The sequence below is a fragment of the Winogradskyella maritima genome, assembly GCF_042650215.1.
GTDB classification, from domain to species: domain Bacteria; phylum Bacteroidota; class Bacteroidia; order Flavobacteriales; family Flavobacteriaceae; genus Winogradskyella; species Winogradskyella maritima.
Map to the genome: position 1 here is coordinate 761,050 of NZ_JBHSAT010000004.1, position 25,153 is coordinate 786,202.

General features: G+C 38.3%; 17 protein-coding genes. 7 read left to right on the forward strand and 10 right to left on the reverse strand.

Features of this window, described 5'->3' with window-relative positions; genetic code table 11:
- Positions 1–4: 4 nt before the first annotated feature.
- The 3 genes from ACFOSX_RS04405 to ACFOSX_RS04415 form a co-directional block, all read right to left on the reverse strand.
- Positions 5–856, reverse strand: coding sequence for an OmpA/MotB family protein (locus ACFOSX_RS04405; protein WP_386097402.1), 852 nt, complete (start codon positions 854–856; stop codon positions 5–7).
- Positions 857–1,029: 173 nt separating this feature from the next.
- The gene (locus ACFOSX_RS04410; RefSeq protein WP_386097404.1) at positions 1,030–3,303 is read right to left on the reverse strand and encodes an inorganic phosphate transporter; all 2,274 of its coding nucleotides are present in this window, start codon (positions 3,301–3,303) and stop codon (positions 1,030–1,032) included.
- A 71-nt stretch (positions 3,304–3,374) separates the two neighbouring features.
- On the reverse strand, positions 3,375–4,580 hold the full coding sequence (locus ACFOSX_RS04415) for a porin (protein WP_386097406.1): 1,206 nt from the start codon (positions 4,578–4,580) through the stop codon (positions 3,375–3,377).
- 372 nt (positions 4,581–4,952) lie between these two features.
- On the opposite strand from ACFOSX_RS04415, the gene ACFOSX_RS04420 reads away from it, so the two are divergent.
- Positions 4,953–5,309 carry a toxin-antitoxin system YwqK family antitoxin gene (locus ACFOSX_RS04420; protein WP_386097407.1) on the forward strand — a complete coding sequence of 119 codons (357 nt, stop codon included), beginning with the start codon at positions 4,953–4,955 and terminating at the stop codon, positions 5,307–5,309.
- An 82-nt stretch (positions 5,310–5,391) separates the two neighbouring features.
- Here the strand turns inward: ACFOSX_RS04420 and ACFOSX_RS04425 are convergent, their stop codons facing one another.
- On the reverse strand, positions 5,392–6,597 hold the full coding sequence (locus tag ACFOSX_RS04425; protein ID WP_386097409.1) for a multidrug transporter: 1,206 nt from the start codon (positions 6,595–6,597) through the stop codon (positions 5,392–5,394).
- 50 nt (positions 6,598–6,647) lie between these two features.
- Positions 6,648–9,491 carry a TonB-dependent receptor gene (locus ACFOSX_RS04430; protein ID WP_386097411.1) on the reverse strand — a complete coding sequence of 948 codons (2,844 nt, stop codon included), beginning with the start codon at positions 9,489–9,491 and terminating at the stop codon, positions 6,648–6,650.
- A gap of 199 nt (positions 9,492–9,690) precedes the next feature.
- On the opposite strand from ACFOSX_RS04430, the gene ACFOSX_RS04435 reads away from it, so the two are divergent.
- The 3 genes from ACFOSX_RS04435 to ACFOSX_RS04445 all read left to right on the forward strand — a co-directional run bounded on the left by ACFOSX_RS04435 (position 9,691) and on the right by ACFOSX_RS04445 (position 14,204).
- Positions 9,691–12,492 (forward strand): alpha/beta hydrolase family protein, encoded by a 2,802-nt coding sequence (locus ACFOSX_RS04435; protein ID WP_386097413.1) that lies wholly within the window; start codon positions 9,691–9,693, stop codon positions 12,490–12,492.
- Positions 12,493–12,583: 91 nt separating this feature from the next.
- Complete coding sequence (locus ACFOSX_RS04440; RefSeq protein ID WP_386097415.1) at positions 12,584–13,924, forward strand: deoxyguanosinetriphosphate triphosphohydrolase; 1,341 nt, start codon at positions 12,584–12,586, stop codon at positions 13,922–13,924.
- Between the two features lie 97 nt (positions 13,925–14,021).
- A complete protein-coding gene (locus tag ACFOSX_RS04445; protein ID WP_386097417.1) occupies positions 14,022–14,204 on the forward strand; it encodes a hypothetical protein in 183 nt (60 codons plus the stop codon).
- On the opposite strand, the gene dxs is transcribed toward ACFOSX_RS04445, so the two are convergent.
- Positions 14,187–15,965 (reverse strand): 1-deoxy-D-xylulose-5-phosphate synthase, encoded by a 1,779-nt coding sequence (dxs, locus tag ACFOSX_RS04450; RefSeq protein ID WP_386097419.1) that lies wholly within the window; start codon positions 15,963–15,965, stop codon positions 14,187–14,189. The two genes, ACFOSX_RS04445 and dxs, sit on opposite strands and share 18 nt — an antisense overlap.
- 72 nt (positions 15,966–16,037) lie before the next feature.
- Between dxs and ACFOSX_RS04455 the strand changes: the two genes are divergently transcribed.
- Positions 16,038–16,487, forward strand: coding sequence for a nucleoside deaminase (locus ACFOSX_RS04455; protein ID WP_386097421.1), 450 nt, complete (start codon positions 16,038–16,040; stop codon positions 16,485–16,487).
- Positions 16,488–16,539: 52 nt separating this feature from the next.
- Here the strand turns inward: ACFOSX_RS04455 and ACFOSX_RS04460 are convergent, their stop codons facing one another.
- The 4 genes from ACFOSX_RS04460 to aspS all read right to left on the reverse strand — a co-directional run bounded on the left by ACFOSX_RS04460 (position 16,540) and on the right by aspS (position 20,630).
- Entirely contained in the window at positions 16,540–16,731 is a 192-nt protein-coding gene (locus ACFOSX_RS04460; RefSeq protein ID WP_386097423.1) for a cold-shock protein, read from the reverse strand.
- 87 nt (positions 16,732–16,818) lie between these two features.
- The gene (locus tag ACFOSX_RS04465; RefSeq protein WP_386097425.1) at positions 16,819–17,055 is read right to left on the reverse strand and encodes a hypothetical protein; all 237 of its coding nucleotides are present in this window, start codon (positions 17,053–17,055) and stop codon (positions 16,819–16,821) included.
- A complete protein-coding gene (locus ACFOSX_RS04470; RefSeq protein WP_386097427.1) occupies positions 17,052–18,830 on the reverse strand; it encodes a chloride channel protein in 1,779 nt (592 codons plus the stop codon). Before ACFOSX_RS04470 ends, ACFOSX_RS04465 begins: the two co-directional genes overlap by 4 nt.
- 45 nt (positions 18,831–18,875) lie before the next feature.
- A complete protein-coding gene (gene aspS, locus ACFOSX_RS04475; RefSeq protein WP_386097429.1) occupies positions 18,876–20,630 on the reverse strand; it encodes an aspartate--tRNA ligase in 1,755 nt (584 codons plus the stop codon).
- A gap of 205 nt (positions 20,631–20,835) precedes the next feature.
- On the opposite strand from aspS, the gene ACFOSX_RS04480 reads away from it, so the two are divergent.
- Both ACFOSX_RS04480 and ACFOSX_RS04485 read left to right on the forward strand, forming a co-directional pair.
- Positions 20,836–23,793 carry a SusC/RagA family TonB-linked outer membrane protein gene (locus ACFOSX_RS04480; RefSeq protein ID WP_386097431.1) on the forward strand — a complete coding sequence of 986 codons (2,958 nt, stop codon included), beginning with the start codon at positions 20,836–20,838 and terminating at the stop codon, positions 23,791–23,793.
- A gap of 12 nt (positions 23,794–23,805) precedes the next feature.
- Entirely contained in the window at positions 23,806–25,119 is a 1,314-nt protein-coding gene (locus tag ACFOSX_RS04485; RefSeq protein WP_386097433.1) for a RagB/SusD family nutrient uptake outer membrane protein, read from the forward strand.
- Positions 25,120–25,153 lie beyond the last annotated feature (34 nt).

Here is a 25,153-nt window from a genome sequence, read left to right on the forward strand (position 1 = left end):
TGGATTAATTCGCCTCCATAAGTGCGAAGAACTTATCAATATTTGGTAAAAGAATGATGCGCGTTCTTCTATTTTTAGAACGGTTATCTCTAGTGTCATTATCTACCAAAGGCTGATAACTGCTTCGCCCAGAAGCAATTAATTTTTTTGGAGCTACATTGTATTTGTTTTGTAGTTTTCTAACAACTGATGTGGCTCTCAAGACACTTAAATCCCAGTTGTCGGCAATTTTGTCGGTACTTATGGTTCTAGAATCGGTGTGGCCTTCTACCATCACATCGATACTTTCTTCAGAATTAATAACATCGGCCAATTTCTGTAAAATATCATTGGCTTTGTTGCTGATACGGTAACTACCGGTGTTGAATAACATCTTATCCGAGATTGAAATCATCACTACAGTTTCATTAATGTCAACCGCGATGTCTTCATCTTCATCAAGATCACTTGTGTCCATGGCTTGGGCTAAATTGTATTGCACAGCAAGGTTCATAGAGTCTTTCAAGGTTTTAGCATTTGCCAATTCTGCTGGATCTACCTTTGCTAATGTAGCGCGCATTTTACGCTTGCTTTCATTTGACATTACTGAGCCATCGTCATTTACTTCTAATTTAATATCGTTTTCAATCTTAAGTCCCTCAACATCTTCGTTTAAAGAGGCTATCTTTTGATTGTAATTGTCAACTCTAACTTGTATAGCTGCAAACTTGGCTTCTAAGTCTTCTTTTGCGACTCGTGTTTTGGTCAGTTCACTTTTTAATTCTCCATTTTCCTGTTCTAAGGCGACGTACTTTTTCTTTGAGACACAAGAGCTCATTAAGAGCACTGTGACAAGAACTATTGAAATTTTCTTCATAATGTTTATTTAGGTTTTCTTTGTTTAAAATCTATATACGCATAGTATAATATCTTAGACGTTTAATGGATTAAAAAATCCGATTAGAGACAAAAAATCTAGCATATGGACACTTTACCGCATAAAAAACCCGAAGATTCATCTTCGGGTTTAAATTATTCTAAAGACTAGTATTAGTTATCTTCCGTATTTATAGTTGCAGGAGGTACCGAGCTGTCATGCGAATTATGGTACTCTTCGAGCAAGTTCATCGTTGCCGTTAAGAAATCTTTGGTCTCTAATAGTAACCCGAAATAAAGCGTAGTGTTCTTAGGACTTGACTCTTCATTTCTGGTGCGCTCTACTTGTTTAGCAATTTTAGCTTTAACCATATCGAAAAGCTCTTTCTTCTTGTCAACAATAGCACCAATCTGTTCAAAAGAATGTGAATCAAAAGCTGATTTGGTATCGTTAAGTAGTTCTTCTAACGCATCATCAATTTCTTTAAGCTCTTTAATCTGACTAAATTTTAGCTTTTTATGATTGTTGTTAATATGCTTATGGCTGACTTTTGAAATATATTCCAATGACTGCGTCATATCTTGAAGATAGCCCAAGATGTTTATATAGAAGCTACTAGCTCTTAGACTTGTTTCATCTAAGTTTTTTATAAAGTAAAAGATGTTATCTCTAAGACTATCCACCTCTTTAGACAGTTTATCGACTTGTTTCTTATTCTTTTTAAGTAAGTCCAAGTCTTGTTTTGCCAATCCGCTTACGGCATTGGTGTAAATTTTATTGCCTCGTTTAACAACATTTGAAATGTTTTTGGCACTTTCTAAAATGACACCCTGAACTGATCTGCTTCCTGTTTCTTTTAAGCTGTCTTCTTCAATAACTTTATTTGACTTGGTCTGGTGCGATTTGTAATTTCTATAGAGCAGAAAAGCGGTTATTAACAATAAAATAGGAACCATAACCTTTGGATTCCAATTGATTAAAAACACAACCGTTCCTGCCGCCAAGAAAGCGCCGATTGCAGTACCGAACCAGCCACCGATGACATTTAAAACACCAGCCACCCTGTAGACTGCACTTTCTCTACCCCAAGCGCGATCGGCTAACGAAGTACCCATAGCCACCATAAAGGTAACGTAGGTGGTAGACAAAGGAAGTTTCATTGATGTTGCAATAGCAATCAATACACCAGCAACCATTAGGTTAACGGATGCTCTAATCATATCAAATGCCGGAGCATCGATACTTTGGTCCTTTGTCATTACAACGGTAGGCTTATCAAAGCTTTTGTTGATGCTATTTTGCAAGGATTTTGGTACTATAAACGATAAATAGGTTGAAAGGCTTGACGTTCCTTTTACAACGGCTCTCGAAAGCGCGTTTGGTTCAAATTTTTCATGTGTTTCTCCTTGACGTGACAAACTGATTTCAGTTTCTGCTACGGATTTAGCTTTCTTTGAAAACCATAATGTTAATACCATAATTGCCCCTGAAATAAATAATAATAGCGGTTCAGCAGGTACTTTCTTTTCTAAAACAGACATTGACATTGTTACATCCATGCCACCTGCAATCCATGCTTCATATGAATGGTACGCCGCCATTGGTACACCGATAAAGTTTACCAGGTCATTACCAGAAAACGCTAAAGCCAAACCAAAAGTTCCAACCCCGATTACTACGAATAATACAGTCTTCTTGGCTAGTTTTTCGAAAATAAATGAGAACAATGTCCAGAATAAAAAACTACCGATAATGATATAGATTTCATTGCCTTCAACAAGGGCTTTTAAATCACTGTAATATGGTGTGCCTTTAAGTCCTTTTAGGAAGATAAAATAAGTGATGGCCGTTAAAGCAACGCCACCGAAAAAGATACCGAAACTCTTAATTTTATGTTCATAATTGAAGGTAAACAACAATCTTGAAACCCATTGCACAATAGCACCAACCGTAAATGCAATGACTACGGAGAGCAAAATACCAGAGATAATCTCTATGGCCTTTTCAGTATTGATGTATGATGCAATATCTGCAATGGTCTGTGTGTCTGAGTTATTGATTTTTATAAACGACATAACCACTGCCGCACCCAATAAGTTAAATACAATGGAAACGGTTGTTGAGGTTGGTAAACCAAGCGTGTTGAAGAAATCAAGTAACAGAATATCGGTAATCATCACCGCCATAAAAATGAGCATGATTTCACCGAATTCAAATTGCCCTGGGACGAAGATACCCTTCCGTGCAACCTCCATCATACCGCTAGAAAATACCGCGCCAATAAAAATTCCTAAACTTGCAATAATCATTATGGTTCTTAAGGAAATGGCCTTAGAACCAATGGCTGAATTAAGGAAGTTAATGGCGTCATTACTAACACCAACAATAATATCAGCTACAGCTAAAACGGCTATAGCAATGATCATTAATAAGTAAATATTATCCATAATTTTTGTTTAATCAAGGTTTGCAAATATCCGATGAATGCCCGTGTGCAACGTTACCTAATTGTTATATTTTAAAAGTGAATATCAAATCCTAATCGAAACCTAATATTGTCTTCGTTACCATCAACAGAAGTATAACTAATATCCGATTGTACTTTGAGTTTATGTCCGACAATAAATTTATTGAACCCTAGGGTGTACTGTCTTTCAGGAGCTCTATTGGTAATAGCCTCAAAATTGGTTTGCGTATATCGCCCCGCTATTTCGTAATTGCTTTTGAATAAATATCCAGCCTGAAGGTTTAAAGCGTTACCCGTCAATACAACATCTCCTGTAGGTGTAATATCATCAGCCTCAATGGCTATTTCATCATCTGCCGTTCGTTTTGCATATTCTCCCATAAAAGAGAAGCCGTTGTACTTAAACATGGCATCAGCAAATACAGTAGTTTGGTCTGTTTCATAAAGTGTCCCGTCAGTACGTAACATATAGTCACCTGCAAAACCTCGCTCTCTAACGGCATCTTGATTGTAGTTATACGTAAAGCCAACCATAAGTTTTGGTTGTTCTTCGCGCTTTAAATCAGACTGAAAATAATCGCCTTTTGATTTAAAAGTTCCGAAGGGCAAAAATTCCAACCTAGCAGTGTATTGTAATCCACCTTCATTTCCTTGAGTCACGTTTCGCCCTTCTCCTTGCGACAATGACAATTTTTCACGCATTAAGAAGTCTTTTCCAAGTTTTGTTTTGTGGCGTAACTGTATGCCTAAATCACGGTCTATGTTAAAACGACTGTTAAGTAGGGAACGGTCAACGAGTTGCATATTGGCAGAAGACACCACACGTTCAACGTTACCGGGTAATTTTGTTTGTCCGGCCCAAAGTTCCCAATTGCCAGCAAAATTCCACATGATTACAGCATCTAAAATATAACGTGGTGTATTTCTATTAAAATCATTTGCGCCTGCAATGTCTCTATTTGATAAACCTAATTCAATTTTGTATTTAAGCTTTGGGCTATAAGCAAAACCATCGAACTTTAAACGTGCACGACGCACTATAAAGTTGTGTTCTGAACTTCCATATTGATTTCCGTCGTGGTCCCAAGAAGAGATGGAACGCACCTGAAATCTTGGCGCGAATTTTACACTAAACGAACTGTCTTTAGCCGTAAAATTTATAAGACCTTTTCCGAACGACGTATCACTGATTTCTTGTGCTTTAACCGTGGAAATGCTTGCACATAAAATTAGAGTGGCAATAATTCTCAAACGCATAATAAGTATTAGTTTTTGTCGCTGCAAAGGACACCATAAAAAAAAACTTCAATGTTTCCTTAATGTTAAATGTCCAATGAAAAAGGCCACTCTTTTAAGAGTGGCCGTTTGAACTAATGATAATGTAGTCGACAAAAACTAATGTATTATCATTTGATATCTTTCGATATGGGCAAAAATCCTACTTATTTATGACTACAGCATGAATTAAACATTAAGTTAATATTATTAAAACAGCCCACTAATAGAAATTTTAAATTATTGAAATACAGATTACTACACTCCAATGTTAATTTAATGTTACCTAATTGTTGATTTTATGTAAAAATTATTTAAATTTGATTAGTAATAATAATAAAGGCCCAAATTCATATGAAAAAGTTTATCACCTTAATAGCCATTTTAGCAGTCTCATTTTCTTTTGCTCAAAAAGAAAGAAGCTTAACCTTAAACAAAAAGACCGACTTAATCGATGTGGTTTATTATCATGATAATGGTAAAATAAGTCAGACAGGTTCTTACACTAAGGATGGTAAATTACATGGTGATTGGTATAGCTATTGTGAAGAAGGTAATAAAATTGTGTCTGCGAGTTATGAAAACGGAAAGAAAGTCGGTAAATGGTTTTACTGGTCTGGAGACACTTTAAAAGAAGTAGACTATTCTAACAATGTCATTGCGAGCATTAATGAATGGACGGAAAAAACACCAGTAGCAACAAATAAATAAACAAGCAATCATAGTATATAAAAAAGCATCCAAATCGGATGCTTTTTTTATGATATGGAGCGACTAACTCTTTTAGGAAAGTTTAGTTTCCAACAGTCCAACCAGCGCCCCAAGTGGCGTAGTCTGTTCCTGTTCCGTTACCTACACCGCTTAGAAAATCAGAATCCATAAATGTTTCGCCTGTATCGTTTTTAACTTGCAATGTCACATCTGTGAATAGTACGTCTGTTACAGAAAGGTCACCATTGATAACGCCAGTTCCTGTTGGGTTATCGCTAGTAGCACCTGCATCACCGTCTAGGTCAAAACCTTCAGCGAAACCTTCTAAAGCCACATTGGTAAAGATACCTTGTGTCCCTGCGCGTAATCTGATAGCCTCGTTACCCGTGTCAGAACCGTTCCCGATGATGGTTAAGTTGTTGACGTTTGGCTTTGAAAAGAAGATAGGGTCAGAGTTGTTACCAATATCTGTATTGTATCCATCAGCTTCAATACCCTTATCGTGCTCAGCACCGTGTTGTACGTAAGCATTGGTGATAGTTCCTGTATAACCTTCTGTCCAGTCGATTGAATCATCCTGAGCATTAACTACAGAAACAAAATCTACATTTACAGTACCGCCAAAAAATTCAACACCATCATCCTTGCCTTCAAATACTTGAATATACTCCACAGTAGTACCGTTTCCTACACCGTAGAAAGAAATACCATTGTTCTCTGACTGTCCATCAGCAGAACCACCAGAATATTGTACACGTACATATCTTAAGATACCAGAGTTATCATCAGAAGCTGTACCGCCGTAAGGTAAACTTGCAATTTCAGAAGTTGCTGTGGCCGTACCTGTTACGGAGTTGATTGGTGCATTTCCTAATAAAATCAATCCACCCCAGTCACCAGCTTGTGGTGCAGAAGAGTCGGATGTCATTACGATAGGAGAACCAGAAGTTCCGTTAGCAATAATTTGAGCACCAGCAGAAATAGCAATATAGATGTTAGACCCTTGAGCTAAGGCATTGATTGTTGTCCCCGCAGGGATAGTCAATGTTGTCCCAGAAGCCATAATCAAAGCACCGTTTAGCTTATAGGTGTTGTTAGGGTCTAAGGTTAAATCTTCGGTAAATGTTCCTGAAAGGAAGATTGTCTCAGCACCACCGCCGTTGTTGCCACCACCATTATTGTTTATAACGCTATTGTCGTTGATGATGATGTCAGCCGTATCGTCTGATGTACATGATGTAAAAATCATTCCGACGATGGCCAAGCCTAATAAGAAGTTATGTTTCATTGTTATTGATTTTAAATTTTTAATATGAATTTTTGGTTTATGGTCTGTTGTTAGAATTTGTACTTCAAATTGAATCCAGCATTGATGCCTCTTTTGTAATCCGTGACGTCTTTTCCATTTGGAGAAGTCACTAACACATCACCGACGGAAGTTCCTTCCCTGAAATACTGAACGGTTGGATTTAATATATTTTTGATGCCTACGTCTAAGCTTAGTTTTTCAGATAGTTTATTCTTCAAAATAAAATCTAATGTTGGGATGCCTTTTTCAATGACGTTACCTAATTGGCCAGAACCAAGTGCGTCGATTCTATCTGAGAAATAAGAGAAAATAAGGTTGGCCGTTGGCTTGTAATTTCCGAAAGTTGGTGAGTAGCTTATATCGGCATTTACGATAAATGGCGAAGCACCCTGCAATTCTTCTTCAGACTTATTGAAACTTACACTGTAGGTTCCGATGATGGATTCATATAAATCCTGATTAGTATACATATAAGTAGCGTTAAATCCTGTAGATAATTTGGCATCATCCTCATCGGCCGTAAGTATAGTTTTACGCAATTCAACTTCAACACCGTAGATTTCCGCTTTTTCACCAGTTCTAAAGAAACGCTGTGTTCCTGTGGCATCAAAAGCTACGACTTGGTTAACTGGGTCATTGATTTGTTTGTAGAAACCACCGATGGAGAAGATTTCAGACTTACTCATAAACCATTCGTACTTCAAATCGAAATTGAAGATTTTAGAGAAAGCCACATCATTAACATTGGTGTAGTTGATGTCTCCAGAACGGCCCAATAAATCTGGGTTACCACCGATACGTTGTGAAATACTTTCGTAAACAAACGGCGCAACTTCTTTAAATTCTGGAAGAGAAATGGTCTGGCTGGCAGATAACCTTAAGTTTTGGTCTTCGTTAGGTGCATATTTTACACTTAAACTCGGTAAGAATACTGTTTCTTTTGAAGAGACTTCGTTTTTACCTAAAGAGCCAAGGTTAATTACGTCATAAGAAATGTCTTGGTTGATACCTTCAAATCGAACACCAGGAACAAATAACCAATCACCTGTTTTGTATTCTAGATTGGCGTAACCCGCGTAGACATCTAACATACCATTGTATGTATTTTCCGGAAGCCCAGGTCTGTTGGTGTTACTGATGCCTGGCACAGCGTTGATGACTCTCAGCTGATACAGACCATTTTGGTTTTCAGACGTTTTAAGATTGTCTAGTGTGAAGAAATCATTTAAATTTTTGACGTCAGCAATTGGCGTATTGGCATTGACCAAATCGTAACCATATCTAATATTTTCAAAATCACGCTCTTTTGAACGGCCATTATAGCCTACGTTTAATTTAATATCGTCATTGAAATTGTATGCAAAATTTAATCGGCTGTTGAATTCGTCATCGTTAATCTTTTGGAAATAGCGTTGGTTATCAAAAACAACATTACTATAAAAAGACGGCATTGTTGATGGGTCATTATCTAGCGCAAATTGATAGTTCTCAACACTGATACGTTTACGGTCTGGCTCATGAGCGTTAACGCGGTTATAACCAATACCCCAATCCACGTTTAGCTTATCAAAATTGTGCTTACCTGTTAACTGATTGACGTAAATAAGGTTTTGGTTAAACTGACCGTTCATTTGGTAAAACCCTTGGTCGGTATCTAAAATCGCATCACGATTTCGCCCTTGACCATCGATTCCAAAATAACCCACTTTATCCGACGCATTGTTGATGAATAAGGATGTAAGTGCAAAGGTATTTTGGTCATCGAATTTGTAAGTGGCGTTTGCCATTGCGGTGGTTTTTGTAGAATATTCAAACTCTTCGGCATCTTCAAAAGCTTTCTTCTCTACGTTGGTGTAATCCACGTTAGAACCTCTGCGATATTCATAACCGTTTTCAAAAGAGCCCGTACCATAAAAACTTAAGCGCGACCCGTTTTCAAAATCAAAAGACTTTCCGAAAGACCCGCCAAAAGAGGCATTAATCGGTGTGCCACCTTCAACAGGGTCAAAACCATGGGATAAAACGACTGCAAACGGATTGTTATCATAACGGTTATAAAACCCAAAAGCACTTGTGCCTTCACTCTTTACAAAGGATTGTCCCGATGCTTCAGAATTAACCGAAGAGCCAATTCCAAAATCAAAGAAGCCCTTTCCTTTGTAGTCTTTGGAAGAAATATCAACGTTACCCGCAGAAAAATCGCCATAAAATTTTGAAGAATACGCCTTAGAAATGGAGACGTTTTCAATAATGTCCGAAGAGAATAAATTTAAATCAATATTCTTCTTGTTAACATCGTTTGAAGGCAGTGTCAACCCATTCATCGTGGTGTTTAAATAACGGTCACCCAATCCACGAACATAGACGTTGCTAGAACCTTCTTGCTTAGAAACCCCAGAGATTTTGGCCACTGCGCCAGACGCATCACTAACCCCTTTTCTAGATAGTTCTTCAGCACCGATACTTTGCTTAATCTCAACAGCTTTTTTCTGGTCTAATAATAAGGCCGCTTCGCTCTCTTTACGTGTTGTTGTGGTAATGATAACTTCATCAAGACTCGCTGCGCTCGCCCCCATAGTAACGTTTACAGTGGAAACTTTTCCGGCAACAACGGTTACTGGGATTTCTTGGGTTTCATAACCCACAAAACTGAAAACCAAAACGTAGTCACCAGCTGTAACATCGGCAAATTCATAAAGCCCATCAACGTCCGATGTTGTTCCTGTTGTTGTGCCTTTAATTAAAACGTTAGCAAACGGAAGCGGTTCGTTGTTAAACTCTTTGTCAATCAATTTACCTGCAATAGAGCCTGTGTTTTGGGCAAATGCTAGCGTAGTTACTAGAGCAAATAAAAGTGTATATAATTTAGTCATTAGTGTCATTATAATTGATGGTTCAAAGAAACCACACAACTATAGCTTAGAGGTTAATCCAAAATTATCTATGAGTGATGAAAAGGTTAGCTAATGGTTAGAGAAACATTAAGAGAATCCTCAGTTAAGAAACAATTTGGTAACATTGAAAAATGCTGGCTAATCCGCTATATTTGTGTAACTCACTAAACGCTAAATCATGAAAATCAAATGCTTGCTGTTGTGTTTCGCATTGACTGGAACGCTCTTCGCCCAAAAAAAAGTCCTAGACCATAAAGACTACGATATTTGGAATACCATTCAGAATAGAACCATTTCTGCTGACGGTAGCTATGTGCTTTACCAAGTTGAAAAAGGCGAAAAGGACAATAATTTGAAGATAAAATCGTCATCCGGAAGCCTAGTTTTTGAACACGAAAGAAGCGAGCGAGGTACATTTACCTACGACGGAAAATATGCCTTGTTTTCGGTTAAACCTTGGAAAGATTCTATCGTTGAATTAAAACGAAAAAAGACCAAAAAGGATAAAATGCCAAAAGACAGCTTGGGTATTTACAACCTCAATACTAAGTCGCTAACCAAAATTGCCAATGTAAAGTCGTACAAGATGCCTGAAAAATGGTCGTCACACATCGCATATCTTTTAGAAGACATTAAACCCGAAAAGAAAGCGACAGATAGTTCCGAAACCAAAGACGAAAAACCTAAAGATGACAAAACGAAAAAGCCAAAAAAAGTCGAGAAAGACAATGGCTACCATTTAGTCGTTCGCGCTTTGGCAACGGGTAAGCAAGACACCATTAAATTTGTAAAGGATTATACTTTTGCGGAGCGAGGTAAAAGTCTGGCGTATACAACTACAGGGAAAGATAATGACTCGGATGGCGGTGTTTATGTCTTAAATTTTGAGAACAATCAAACTACCGAATTACACACGGCAAAAAAAGCAAAATATTACCAACTCAGTTTCAGTGAAACAGGCGACAACCTGGGCTTTGTCGTCGATGCGGATACCACCAAAGTTCAAGTAAGACCTAACGAACTGTATGTGTGGCGAAAAGGCCAAAATCAAGCAGTTAAGCACTTAGATGCGAGTTCAGCACCTTTGGGTTATCGGGTGTCTTCAGATGGAAGTCTTTATTTTTCAAAAGACGAATCTAAATTCTATTTCGGTTTGGCAACCCCACCAGTGGTAAAAGACACGACTTTAATCGATGAGGAAATTGTCAATGTTGAGGTCTGGACCTATGATGAGCCGACTTTGTATACCGTACAAGAGCTTCAGGTTGAAAACGACAAAAAGAAATCTTACTATACGCTTTTGGATTTAGAATCCAACAATATCACCCAATTGGCAACCACCGAATATCCCGATATTGAAATTGGTAACGAAGGCAATGCCAATCTTGCGTTGGTAAATACCAATGCACCCTACGAAATCAACCAACAATGGGATGGCGGTACAGCAAGAGACTATACGGTTGTAGATGTAAAAACAGGCGCAACCAAGGTCATTGCCAGAGATTTTATAGGTGGAATGCGATTGAGCCCCCAAGCGAAATACGCTTATGGCTATCACATGCGTGACAGCACCTGGGTTGCTGTAAACCTTTCGAATTCAAAATACATGGAGCTGACAAAAGGTAGAAAATTTTACAATGAGTTACACGACTCACCGAGTAACCCGTGGTCTTACGGTGTAGCTGGTTGGGCTAAGGATGATGCAGGAATTATTTTATACGACCGTTACGATTTATGGCTCTTCAATCCAGATACCGGAAAAAGAGAACGCCTTACCAATGGACGACCGAGTAAAACCGTATACAGGTATTTAGAATTGGACAGCGAAGAACGTTTCCTGCCAGATGAAGGCCAATGGATACTGTCGCAATTCAATGAAAACACAAAAGCGTCTGGTTTTGCATCACTCAATTTGAAAAACGGAAACCTGAAAACCCTTATTTCCGGACCGTATGCGTATTCTAGATTAGAAAAAGCGAGATTATCTGACGACGTTATTTACTCCAAAGAATCTTTTGAAAAATATCCTGAAATTCAATATTCAGATTTAAGTTTTAAATCCGAAAAAAAGTTAACCAACACAAACCCGCAACAATCACAATACAATTGGGGAACTGCAGAATTGATAAATTGGATCTCATTGGATGGCATAGAATTAACAGGAATGCTCATTAAACCTGAAAATTTCGACCCCAACAAAAAGTACCCAATGATTGTCAATTTCTATGAGCGAAGTTCTGACCGCTTGAATAGACATCAAACACCAAATCCTGGGCGCTCCACTATAAATTATAGTTTTTATGCGAGTAGAGGGTATGTTATTTTTAATCCGGATGTGCAGTATCGTGATGGTTATCCGGGTGAATCGGCCTACAATTGTGTGATTCCAGGCGTCACCTCTTTAATCGAAAAAGGATTTATAGACAAGGACAATATCGGTGTACAAGGACACAGTTGGGGAGGTTATCAAATTGCGTATTTGGTTACAGAAACTGATATTTTCAAGGCCGCTGAAGCCGGTGCTCCAGTACCAAATATGATAAGTGCCTATGGTGGTATCCGTTGGTGGACGGGGCTTAGCCGACAGTTTCAATACGAACATACCCAAAGTAGAATCGGAGGTACGCCATGGGAATATCCACAGCGTTACATTGAAAACTCTCCGATTTTTAATATCGATAAAATCAATACGCCAGTGTTAATTATGCATAACGATGCGGACGGCCACGTACCATGGTATCAAGGGATTGAGTTCTTTATGGCCTTAAGACGTCTTCAAAAACCAGCTTGGTTTTTAAATTATAACGAAGAGCCCCATTGGCCATTAAAAATGCAAAACCGAAAGGATTTCAATATTAGAATGCAACAGTATTTCGATTACTATTTGAAAGGTGCACCAATGCCGGTTTGGATGAAACGCGGTGTCCCAGCTATTGAAAAAGGTATTAATCAAGGCTACGAATTGCTAGATAAGAACTAAACAAGCCCTTTTGAAAACTTATTCAATTTTGCCTCTTTTATCTTCTTCGATTTTAGGGGCATTATTTATCTTGCTAGTCTAATATTGCGATATGAACTGGGAACAATTACTATCCTTAAAACGCTACGGCGATACCAATAAACGGTTAAGACAAGAACAGGATGAAGCCCGACTGGGTTTTGAAGTCGATTACGACCGAATTATATTTTCTACGGAGTTTAGAAGCCTTCAAGATAAAACACAAGTGGTGCCATTGTCTAAAACCGATTTTGTGCATACACGTTTGACGCATAGTCTGGAAGTGAGCGTTGTCGGAAGGTCTTTAGGACGTCAAGTAGGTCGTCTTATTTTAGAAAAACACCCGCATCTCCAAACGTCTTTGGGCTACCAAATGAATGATTTTGGAGCTATTGTGGCCGCCGCCGCTTTGGCACATGATATTGGTAATCCGCCGTTTGGCCATTCAGGCGAGAAGGCTATCGGTTCATTTTTCAAATCGGGAAAAGGAATGGCTTTTAAATCAAAACTCTCAGATGCTGAATACCAAGATTTATGTGATTTTGAAGGTAATGCTAACGGATTTAAAATTTTAACCGAAAGCAGAACGGGCCGAGAAGGTGGACTTCGTTTGAGTTATGCCACTTTAGGCGCTTTTATGAAATACCCAAAAGCCTCGTTGCCAAAGAAACCAACCAGCCATATTGCGGATAAAAAATTTGGTTTTTTTCAATCTGAAGAAAGTACGTTCAAAGATGTGGCTGAAGAACTCGGATTACTGTCACGTTCTAAAGATTACACCTCTTATTGTCGTCATCCTTTGGCCTTTTTAGTAGAGGCCGCTGATGATATTTGTTATACCATTATCGATTTTGAAGATGGTATCAATCTTGGTTTGATTGAAGAGGAATACGCTTTGGAATACCTCATAAAACTGGTAAAATCGTCTATCAATACTAAGAAATATCAAGCTTTAAAAAACACGCAAGACCGTGTGAGTTATCTTCGGGCTTTGGCAATAAATACGCTGATTAATGAAGCGGTCTCCATCTTTATGCAAAATGAAGAGGCCATTCTTAACGGCACTTTTGACCAAGCGCTTTTAGATGTTAGTCAGTACAAGGCACAAATTGAAGATATCATTTCAATAAGCATTAAAAATGTGTACCAATCTAAGGAAGTAATTCATAAAGAGTTAGCCGGCTATAAAGTGTTAGACGGCCTTTTGGAAACATTTACGGATGTAGCACAAGCAAAACTAGAAAACAACTTATCTAATTATCAAAGTTTGGTTGTCAAAGCACTGCCAGAAAGCGTAGAGCTCTCAGATAAAAGCTTGTATAACAACTTAATGGCAGTCTGTTTATACATTTCCAAATTATCGGACTCTAACGCTATGTCGCTGTACCACAGGCTGAAAGGTAGTTTGGTCTAGCTTACAAATGTTAAATTAATTGCATTTCATCGTATTTATTTGTTTTTAAACGATATAATGCTTTAGTTTAGAATCTCAAAACCCCAAATCTTGAGATATGAAAAATAATATACTCGGTGCACTCGTCATCTTTTTTGCCGTAGTTGCGTGTTTATTGATTATCGATGACTTAACCTATAGTGGTGAATCGCAACTCAATTACCCTACACAAAAAGAGTTAGCAAAGGTTAAAACGGATACAGAAAATCTAGCAACCACAGATTTAGAGACTGAAGATTAATTCTTTGATAACTTTGGAAATTTGCTCAGGACGCAAGCCAATGTGGTGTTGCAATTCCTCTGTTTTACCATGGTCTATAAAGGCGTCTGGCGCACCTAATACTTTAATAGGAATCGTATAGCCATGCGCAGATGCGAATTCTAATATGGCGCTCCCGAAACCACCGACTACCGTTCCATCTTCTACGGTAATAATGGCTTTATGAGTCTTGAAAATCTCATGCAACAAGGCTTCATCCAATGGTTTTACAAAGCGCATGTCATAATGCGAAACGCTTTCGTTTTCATCCAAATTTTCAATAGCAATTTCGGCATTATGCGCTATGGTTCCGATAGTCAATACCGCAAGCTCTTTCCCTTTCTTTAAGCATTCCCCTTTTCCGATGTGAATCTTTTTAAAAGGCACTTTCCAATTTTTAATTTGTCCACGGCCACGAGGATAACGGATGGCAATCGGTAAGTCCAAGCCTAATTGGGCCGTATATAAGAGTTGGCGTAATTCAATGGCATTTCTTGGTGCTACAATGATTAAGTTTGGAATGCATCTTAAGTAAGCCAAATCGAACATGCCATGGTGGGTCGCCCCGTCTTCACCTACCAATCCGGCGCGGTCTAGACAAAATATCACAGGGAGTTTTTGCAAAGCCACATCATGAATAATCTGGTCGTACGCCCGCTGTAAAAAGGTAGAATAGATGTTGCAAAACGGGATTAGACCTTGAGTTGCCATTCCAGCCGATAGAGTCACTGCATGTTGTTCCGCAATGCCTACATCAAAGGCGCGGTCTGGCATTGCATCAATCATCAATTTTAAGGAGCTACCTGTTGGCATTGCCGGTGTAATCCCTACAATTTTTGGATTGGTCTCGGCGAGTTCTAATAGAGTTTTCCCAAACACATCTTGAAATTTAGGTGGCAAATGTGCTGAACTACTTGGTTGTAAATCACCTGTTTTGGCATCAAACTTTCCTGGGGCATGGTATTTTACTTGGTCGGCTTCGGCTTTTTGCAAGCCTTTCCCTTTGGTGGTAATCACATGTAAAAACTTGGGGCCTTCAATCTTTTTAAGTCGTTTTAATTCTGAAATCAAAGCATCTAAATCATGACCATCAACGGGACCTGAATAATTAAAATTTAAAGCTTCAAAAATATTGTCTTGTGTCTTTTCTCCTTTTTTTACGTTGGTTAAATATTGCTTTAGGGCGCCAACACTTGGGTCAATGCCAATGGCATTATCATTAAGAATAACGAGCATATTGGCATTTGTAACGCCGGCGTGATTCAAGCCTTCAAAGGCCATACCGCTGGCAATAGAGGCGTCTCCGATAACGGCAATGTGTTGTTGGTCTGTATTGCCATTGATTTGAGAGGCAATCGCCATTCCAAGTACCGCCGAGATAGATGTTGAGGAATGACCAACGCCAAAAGCATCGTACTCACTTTCGCTTCGTTTCGGGAAACCACTGATACCACCAAGTTGCCGGTTGGTATGAAAAATTGATTTGCGACCTGTTAGGATTTTATGGCCGTAGGCTTGATGCCCCACATCCCAAACCAAAATATCATTAGGTGTGTTAAAAACGTAGTGCAAGGCAATCGTCAATTCCACAACACCCAAACTAGCACCCAAATGGCCTTCTTTAGTAGCGACAATGTCAATGATAAAATCCCGAAGTTCTTTAGTTAAATGCGGTAAGTCTTCGGGCTGTAATTGCCTTAGGTCTTTAGGGAAGTTGATATGGTCTAACAGTGGTTTTTGCACATAGCAAAGCTACATAAAACCCCAAGATTTTTCTTATAGTAAAATATTGAAGTATTTTTCTAATTTTGGACAATGATAAACCCCTTCGACGACACTTATTTTATGAAGAAAGCCCTGCAAGAGGCAGAAACTGCTTTTGAAAAAGGTGAAATCCCGGTAGGTGCTGTTATTGTAATTAAGGATAAAATCATTGCCCGGTCGCATAATCTTACCGAGCTACTAAATGATGTTACTGCCCACGCCGAGATGCAGGCCATAACTTCGGCGTCTAATTTTTTGGGAGGCAAATACCTTAAGGGTTGCACCTTGTATGTAACGTTAGAGCCTTGCCAAATGTGTGCTGGTGCCTTGTATTGGAGCCAGATTTCTAAAGTGGTTTATGGCGCGTCAGATGATAATAGAGGATTTATTAAAATGGGCGCTCAACTGCATCCTAAAACAAAGGTAGTCAAAGGTGTTTTGGAAGACGAAGCTTCAACCTTACTGAAACGTTTTTTTATTGAAAAACGGAATTTAAATTAAATAAAAAACGCCCAACCATCGGTTGAGCGTTGAAACCTTGTAAAAAATATACTTACAGTACCTGCACGTTTGCAGCTACAAGTCCTTTTCTTCCTTCTTCTTCTGTGTACTCTACGTTATCGCCTTCTCTTAGCTCTACGCCATCAAGATTTGATACATGGACAAAGATGTCTTTTCCTGTTTCTTCGTTGGTAATGAATCCGTATCCTTTAGAGTCATTAAAAAATTTAACTGTTCCAGTCATTATGTAATAAAATAAAAATTAGCCTCAAAGATAAGGCAAAAAATAATTCAAATGTTAAATTAATGTTTCTTTTTGAACTATTGAAGGTCAATATTTTTTCTCTTTTTGGTTTTGCTTCATCTTCTCAATGTTCTCTTGGGTAAGCATATAGTCCTTAAAATCCTTGTCTTTCCAGCGGTGATAAATGAATAAAGGAAACACAACAAAAAACAATCCGAGCACCCCAAAACCAATAAATTTTTGGGAGTGTTCTAAATCGAAAACAAAACCACCGATGATGCAACCAAGGCAGATAAGTAGTAGTATGAAGATAAGTCGATTCACGATGTAAAATTAATCAATTCTTTACGGTAGGCGGTCAATAATTTCGATTTTGAAACAAAGCCGTAGTATTTGTCATCCTTGATTACAGGAAGATTCCAAGCGCCAGTATCTTGAAATTTATTCATGATAACTTGCATAGAGTCCTCATTATAAAAGATGAATGCAGGTGGACTATGCATAAAGGTTTCAACGGTTGTGGATTCGTAAAGAGATTGGTCAAACATCACCGTTCGGATGTCATCTAAAAGAATAATTCCCACAAAACTACCATCATTTAGAGTCACGGGAAACAAATTACGACTCGATTTGGAAACGCCTTCATTCAACATGGTGCCTAAACTCATTTCGGGATGAAGCTGGATGAAATTGCGTTCTATCACATTATCCAGTTTCATCACCGTTAGTACATTTTTGTCTTTATTATGCGTAAGTAATAAGCCTTTTTCTGAAAGCTCCTTGGTGTAAATGGTATGGTCTAATCCATTCTTATTGATAATAAAGGACATGGATGCCGTAATCATCAATGGGACAAAAAGCTCGTAGCCACCCGTTATTTCAGCAATCAAGAAAATTGCGGTCAACGGTGCATGGAGGACGCCAGCAATCAATCCTGCCATACCAACTAAAGTAAAATTGGATTCCGATACTGAAAATCCAAAGCCTAAATTATTGATGATTTTACCAACCACGTTGCCCAAAGCGGAGCCCATAACCATAGTTGGGATAATGATTCCCCCAGTACCACCAGCGGCAAAGGTCGTGGTCATAGCAATAGCTTTAAATAAAGTAATGCCAATGAGTAGAGCAATGACCATCCAAATACTATCCAAATGCTCATCAAAAGGCGTACTTCCCAAAGCTTGCAGGTCATTACCTAGCATTAAATCATTTATGAAGCCGAAGCCTTCACCGTATAGCGGCGGAATAAAATAAAGCATTAATCCAATGGCTAAACCGCCAATCACCAAACGACCTCTAGCAGATTTTATCTTTTGAAATAATTCCGTTATCGCAAAATGGATTTTAGTAAAATAGATGGAAGCAAAGCCCGTCCCAACACCTAGAATAATAAAGAATAACGTATCACTAATCTGAAATTTTTCAGTTACCGTAAATTTGAAAAGTACCTCGTCGCCAAGAAAAAAATACGAGGTCAATACCGATGATACCGAAGCCATCAATAAGGGTAACAAAGAAGCAAAGGTCAAGTCCAAACTAAAAATTTCAATCGCGAAAATGATAGCTGCAATCGGGGACTTAAATATGGAAGCAATAGCACCTGCAGCAGCACATCCTATAAGCAGTGTTCTGGTTTTCCGATTAATATGAAGCAATTGACCTAAATTAGAACTTATTGCAGATGCAGAAGCAATTGCTGGCCCAAGAAGTCCGACTGACCCTCCAAATCCAACAGTTAAAGGCGCTGTAAAAAAAGGCAACACCATATTTCTGCGATGAATCAGGCCGTCTTTCTTAGACAAAGCGAAAAGGATATTCGGGATGGCATGGCCACTAGGTGTTTTAGAAATATGCTTTACAAAAAGGTAAACTAAAAACAGTCCGATAATCGGCAATATAAAATAGAGCGAAACTGTAGTCCAATCCGTAAATGCTTGTAAAAGTGATTCAATACCATACGTGATATTCTTGATGAATACAGAAACCAATCCTGCGAGTAAGCCAATAAGCACACTCAGCAGAAACGTAAAGTTCTTTTCAGAAATATGCTTATATCTAAGAATAAGTAATCGTTTATAGAACTTGGATTTTGGCATAACATAAAACTAATAAAAAAGTCCTGATACAATCAGGACTTTTTATTAAGACTTTAAGTTAAGGCTTAGATGTAATTCGTTGAGTTGTTCCTCATCAATCGGTGCCGGAGCATCAATCATCACATCACGCCCGGAGTTGTTTTTAGGAAAAGCAATAAAATCCCGAATCGTTTCCTGGCCACCGAGAATGGCTACCAATCTATCCAAGCCAAAGGCAATACCACCGTGTGGCGGTGCACCATATTCAAAAGCATCCATTAAAAAGCCAAATTGCGCTTTTGCCTCCTCATCGCTGAATCCAAGATGTTTTAACATTATGGCTTGTGTCGGCTTATCGTGAATACGAATAGAACCACCACCAATTTCGTTTCCGTTTAATACCAAATCGTAGGCATTGGCTTTAACAGCGCCTGGGTCAGTATCCAATAATTCTATCTGTCCAGGTTTTGGCGAGGTAAAAGGATGGTGCATCGCGTGATAACGCTCTGTGTCTTCATCCCATTCCAATAACGGGAAATCTACAACCCATAGTGGTGCAAATTCATTAGGTTTTCTTAAACCTAAGCGCTCTGCCAATTCCATACGCAACGCACTCAGTTGCGCTCTTACTTTATTAGTTTCGCCAGAAAGCACACAGATTAAATCACCCGGTTTTGCGCCCGTGACTTCTGCCCATTTGGCTAAGTCGTCTTGGTCGTAGAATTTATCGACGGACGATTTAAATGTACCGTCTTCATTATAACGGCAATATACCATACCGAGGGCCCCAATTTGTGGACGCTTTACCCAATCGATAAGTTTGTCTATTTCTTTTCTTGTATATGTATTGCCTCCAGGCACGACAATACCCACGACCAATTCTGCACTATTGAAAACGTTAAAATCTTTGTGTTGGGCAACAGCGTTTAGTTCCCCAAACTCCATCCCAAATCGGATGTCTGGTTTGTCGTTCCCGTAAGTTTTCATGGCGTAGTCAAAGGTCATTCTTGGGAAAGACGCAATATCTACATTATGAATAGACTTTAGCAAATGACGGGTTAAGCCTTCAAATGTATTAAGGATATCTTCCTGCTCAACAAAGGCCATTTCACAGTCAATCTGAGTGAATTCCGGTTGACGGTCCGCTCTTAAATCCTCATCCCTAAAGCATTTTACAATTTGAAAATACTTATCCATGCCACCAACCATTAACAGTTGCTTGAAGGTCTGAGGCGATTGTGGTAAGGCGTAAAACTGTCCTTCATTCATTCGGGACGGCACAACGAAATCTCTGGCGCCTTCAGGTGTGGACTTAATTAAATACGGTGTTTCAACTTCAATAAAGTCTTGCTTGGATAAATAGTTTCTAACCTCTTGTGCTACCTTATGTCTGAAGATAAGGCTGTTTTTAACTGGATTTCTTCGGATATCGAGATAGCGATATTTCATGCGTAAATCATCCCCGCCATCAGTGTTGTCCTCAATAGTAAATGGGGGAACGGCCGATTTGTTCAAGATGTCTAAATCAGAGACCAATAATTCAATCTCACCCGTTGGGATGTTTGGGTTTTTTGAAGCACGTTCGGTAACGGTACCTTCTACTTTAATAACAAACTCACGACCTAGTTTTTTTGCTTTCTCCAAAAGTTCGGTAGAACTCTGCTCTTCATCAAAATACAATTGTGTGATGCCATAGCGGTCCCTAAGGTCTACGTACACCATAAATCCTTTGTCTCGTATCCCTTGCACCCAGCCAGAAAGTGTGACCATTTTATTGACGTCTGATGCTCTTAAAGCACCACAATTATGACTTCTAAACATAGTTGTATTTGAATGAATTTTAGTAGGCGACAAATTTAAGATATTAATGAGAGTTTAATGGTATGGCCATAGTATTTATTGCAGGAGACAAATCTTGCAATTTGTAGGAATTGTTAATTACTCATTTGATAATTCTTAAGGTTTTCTTAAAATGTTTGAAATAAATTCAGATATTTGAAAGAATTAATCAATTAATATCAAAGAAATGAAGAAAAAATTACTTCTCAAATCCTTGTTGTTTTGCTTGTTTTTATGTCCTGTAATGCTTTTTGCACAGGAGGTTACGGGTAAAATGACGGATAAAGCCACAGGCATTCCTATTGCTGGTGGAACGGTGCTTGTTAAGGGCACATCGAACGGAACATCAACCGATTTTGATGGAAATTACAGTGTAACGGTAAATTCGTTTCCAGCGACACTAGTCTTTTCCTACCTAGGTTATGAAACTCAAGAAATTTCAGTGGCTTCAGCCTCTACAGTTAATGTGGAGATGACTGAATCTGCCGAGGCTTTGGATGAAATTGTAGTTACAGGTTTGGCTTCCTCAACAAAAAGGTCTAATGCTGCAAATGCGGTTGCTTCGGTTTCCGCTGAGGAATTAACAGGTGTTACTGTACAATCTGGTTTGGATGGCGCGCTTTCAGGAAAATTTACAGGTGCAGAAATAAAAGCTAATTCTGGAGCGCCTGGAGGTGGTATTTCTATGAGATTAAGGGGTGTTACCTCAATCTTTGGAGACCAGCAACCTCTATTTATTGTAGACGGTGTTTATGTAGATAATTCTTCTATCGGGTTGGGTAACAATGTGGTAAGTCAAGCCGCAGGTGGTGGAAACGCTTCTACTAACCAAGATGATGCTTCTAATAGGATTGCAGATATTGACCCAGAAGATATTGAAAGCGTAGAAATACTTAAAGGTGCTTCTGCTGCTGCAATTTATGGTTCTCGTGCTGCAGGTGGTGTTGTTTTAATTACAACTAAAAGAGGTAGACAAGGAAAGCCTCAAACCTCATTTTCTCAAGTTGTAGGATTAAGGAGTCCAACACAATTATTAGGGATTAGAGATTATACTCAAGAACAAATTACAGCTCTTGGAGGACCGCAAAATCCTGTTTTAAGAGATTATGAAGCAGAGTTATTTGATAATACGGTCATATCATCAACAACGAGATTTTCAACATCTGGAGGAAGTAATAATACGGATTACTTTTTTGGCGCAACTCATAGAGATGAGCCAGGTTTAGTAGATAATACTGGATATGAAAAAACATCAGTTCGTTTAAACTTAGGACAACGTTTTAATGATTGGTTAGATTTATATGTAACGACAAACTATATCAACTCGCAATCAGATAGAGGGTTTTTTAATAATGGAAATGCTAATAGAACAGTTGGTTACGCTCTTGCTTTTACATATCCATGGGAAGATTTGTCTCCCGTTGACGGTGTATATCCTGCTGGAGGAGCTGGGTCAAATGTTTTAGAGACTGTGGCATTAACAACCAATAGAGAAGAAGTAAATCGTTTTATAGGAAGTGCCAAAACAAATATTAAACTATGGTCTGATGACAACCAGAGATTAAAAATGGTTTTAGAAGGTGGTTTTGATCAATATACCTTAAGGACTACAAGTATTTTTCCAGGTGGACTGACTTATTTTAGAGATCCTACTTCTTTAGGCGGTGTTTCAATTTCGGGTTCCACAATAAACACAAACTACAACTTATCTGCCTTCCTTGTTCATAATTTAGATTTGGATAATGGTTTAAGCTTTACTACGCAAGCAGGTAGTTTCTTGCAAGATTTTAATAGAAATACTGTTATTACTATTGCTACAGGTCTTAATGGTTCTCAAACAAACCTTGGCCAATCAACAAATGTGTCAACACAACAAACCATCAGGCCACAACGTGATAAAGGATTCTTTGTTCAAGAAGAAATAAATTATGATGATAAGATCATTGGTACTTTTGGTATTAGAGGTGATAAGTCTACTAATAATGGTGAGGCCAATAAAATGTATTATTATCCAAAGGCTAATTTAGCCGTGAACTTAAATAAGTTCGACTTCTGGTCATTTGATGATATCAGTTATTTTAAACCGAGAATTGCCTATGGTGAAGCTGGAAGATTCCCTAACTTTAATGATCGTTTCTCATTAATGAATCCACAGTTTATTGGAGGGTCATCAGGATTGAGCCCAGGAAATTTACGAGGTAATCCAAATATTGGTCCTGAGAGACAAACAGAGTTGGAATATGGTATTGATTTTGGTTTATTTGACAATCGTCTAAATTTCGAAGTCTCTATATATAATAAGACTGTGAAGGACTTATTAATTCAATCACAATTCCCTACATCGTCGGGCTTCACAACAGAAGTAGTTAACGGTGGAGAGCTTGAAAATAGAGGGATTGAACTTGGCTTAAATGCTTTGGTAATGGAAAAAGATGATTTTTCTTGGAATGCCAACTTAAAGTGGTGGAAAAATAAATCTGAGATTACTCAATTGGATGTGCCATCATTTACAAATGGTGGATTTGCCGCATCTTTAGGGACATTTTTGATTCAAGAAGGCAAGAGCGCAACCCAAATTGTAGGAACATATAATCCCGCAGATTTTACTGCCGAGGAGATTGCTCGTAGAGATCCTGAGGGAGATGGTTTCTTTGTATACGGGAATGCAGAGCCAGATTTTCAAATGTCATGGTATAATGAGATCAGTTATAAGAATTTTGACTTCACATTCTTATGGCATTGGAAAAAAGGTGGTGACAATATTAATTTAACTACTTTACTGTATGATTTAGCTGGAACAACATGGGACTATAACGACACTGGCCTTGACCCTAATGGGCAGCTTTCAAATGGAGATTATAGAGCTAGTCAGGCATTTGTTAATCCAGATCCAGTAATTGAAGATGCAGGTTATTTAAAATTAAGAGAAATCGGTTTGTTCTATACGTTACCTGATGGCTTAATTAAATATGCAAGTAAGATTCGAGTGGGTGTTTCTGGTCGAAACCTAATCAATATTTTTGATTATAATAGTTACGACCCTGAAGTATCTAATTTTGGAAATAATGTATTAGCCAACAATGTTGAGGTAACACCTTATCCGTTATCTAAGTTCATTAACTTCCATTTAAATGTTAACTTTTAAAAAGAAATTGATATGAAAAATATAAAGATCACATTTCTATTGTTATTGGCTATGGCAGTCAATCTTAGTTGTGAGTTAGAAGAAATTGAGAACCCAAATGCTCCAACGGTGAGCAGTTTTGAAGATGGAGCAAGTGCTGCCGATATACAGTTGTTGGCAACTGGTTTGGAGGCTATAATGCGAAATGACTTGGCTTTTCACTATGATACGGTGAGTATACTTGGAAGAGAGTATAATGACCTTACGGGAGTTGATCCCAGATATACGGGCGAAATTTTAAAAGGCCCTTTAGACAATAATGGATTTTTAACGACACGTGCTTACGCGGCATGGTATAAGGTTGTTCAGTCAGCTAATGTTTTAATTGAGGCTGTTGAAAATTCTGTTGCTGGTTTTAGTGATGGAGATAAGAATAATTATTACGGTTATGCTAAGACTCTAAAGGCTTACGCATTATTAATGGTAGCTAATCGACAATTTGATAACGGAATACGCTTAGATACAGCAGACCCTGACAATCTTGGACCATTTGTTGATTATGATGCAGCATTAGCTGGTATTTTAAGTTTACTAAATGAAGCAAGTTCCGATTTAGCTTCAGGCTCTGATAATTTCGTTGCGTTAAGTTCTGGTTTTGCTGGTTTTGATACATCGAGTACTTTTAATCAATTCAATAGAGCTATTGCTGCGAGAGTAGCTTTGTACCAAGGCAATATGGGTATGGTGATTTCAAACTTAAACGATTCTTTTTACGATCTAAACGGAGATTTATTTAATGGCCCAGCCCATGTTTTTGGATTAACAGGTAATGATATTGTAAATGCTCAATTCCATGTACCGCTTCAATCTGGTCAAGAATTTATGTTAACTAATGATTGGATCGCAGATGCTGAAGCTGGAGATATGAGAGTTGCAGAAAAAGCTATTGAGTTACCAGGAGGCACCATGTTCGATGGCTTAACTGCTACACACCAAATTGCAGTGTATGATAGTAATACTGCACCAGTTTATCTTATACGAAATGAAGAATTGATTTTGATGTTTGCGGAAGCGAGTATAGGTACATCAAATGCAGATGCCGTGGCAGCAATAAATGTAGTTCGAAACGCAGCAGGATTGGGTGATTGGATGGGAGATGATACAGATAACAATGAAATATTGTTAGAGGTTCTAAATCAAAGACGATATTCATTAGTGGCTGAAGGCCATAGGTGGATTGATTTAAGACGTTTAGGGCTTTTAAATGATGAATTTGCTCCATTAGAACGTGCAGGAGACAATCACATAGATGCCTTCCCTACACCGTTTACAGAAAACCAGAATTAATATTCATTATATGTTTTAAAAAGAGTTTCAATTT

Coding starts and splice junctions, on each gene's coding strand:
- ACFOSX_RS04435 (WP_386097413.1), top strand. CDS start 9,691: ATGAAAATCAAATGCTTGCTGTTGTGTTTCGCATTGACTGGAACGCTC.
- ACFOSX_RS04410 (WP_386097404.1), bottom strand. CDS start 3,303: ATGGATAATATTTACTTATTAATGATCATTGCTATAGCCGTTTTAGCT.
- ACFOSX_RS04420 (WP_386097407.1), top strand. CDS start 4,953: ATGAAAAAGTTTATCACCTTAATAGCCATTTTAGCAGTCTCATTTTCT.
- ACFOSX_RS04445 (WP_386097417.1), top strand. CDS start 14,022: ATGAAAAATAATATACTCGGTGCACTCGTCATCTTTTTTGCCGTAGTT.
- ACFOSX_RS04405 (WP_386097402.1), bottom strand. CDS start 856: ATGAAGAAAATTTCAATAGTTCTTGTCACAGTGCTCTTAATGAGCTCT.
- aspS (WP_386097429.1), bottom strand. CDS start 20,630: ATGTTTAGAAGTCATAATTGTGGTGCTTTAAGAGCATCAGACGTCAAT.
- ACFOSX_RS04425 (WP_386097409.1), bottom strand. CDS start 6,597: ATGAAACATAACTTCTTATTAGGCTTGGCCATCGTCGGAATGATTTTT.
- ACFOSX_RS04460 (WP_386097423.1), bottom strand. CDS start 16,731: ATGACTGGAACAGTTAAATTTTTTAATGACTCTAAAGGATACGGATTC.
- ACFOSX_RS04455 (WP_386097421.1), top strand. CDS start 16,038: ATGATAAACCCCTTCGACGACACTTATTTTATGAAGAAAGCCCTGCAA.
- ACFOSX_RS04480 (WP_386097431.1), top strand. CDS start 20,836: ATGAAGAAAAAATTACTTCTCAAATCCTTGTTGTTTTGCTTGTTTTTA.
- ACFOSX_RS04430 (WP_386097411.1), bottom strand. CDS start 9,491: ATGACTAAATTATATACACTTTTATTTGCTCTAGTAACTACGCTAGCA.
- ACFOSX_RS04470 (WP_386097427.1), bottom strand. CDS start 18,830: ATGCCAAAATCCAAGTTCTATAAACGATTACTTATTCTTAGATATAAG.
- ACFOSX_RS04415 (WP_386097406.1), bottom strand. CDS start 4,580: ATGCGTTTGAGAATTATTGCCACTCTAATTTTATGTGCAAGCATTTCC.
- ACFOSX_RS04485 (WP_386097433.1), top strand. CDS start 23,806: ATGAAAAATATAAAGATCACATTTCTATTGTTATTGGCTATGGCAGTC.
- ACFOSX_RS04440 (WP_386097415.1), top strand. CDS start 12,584: ATGAACTGGGAACAATTACTATCCTTAAAACGCTACGGCGATACCAAT.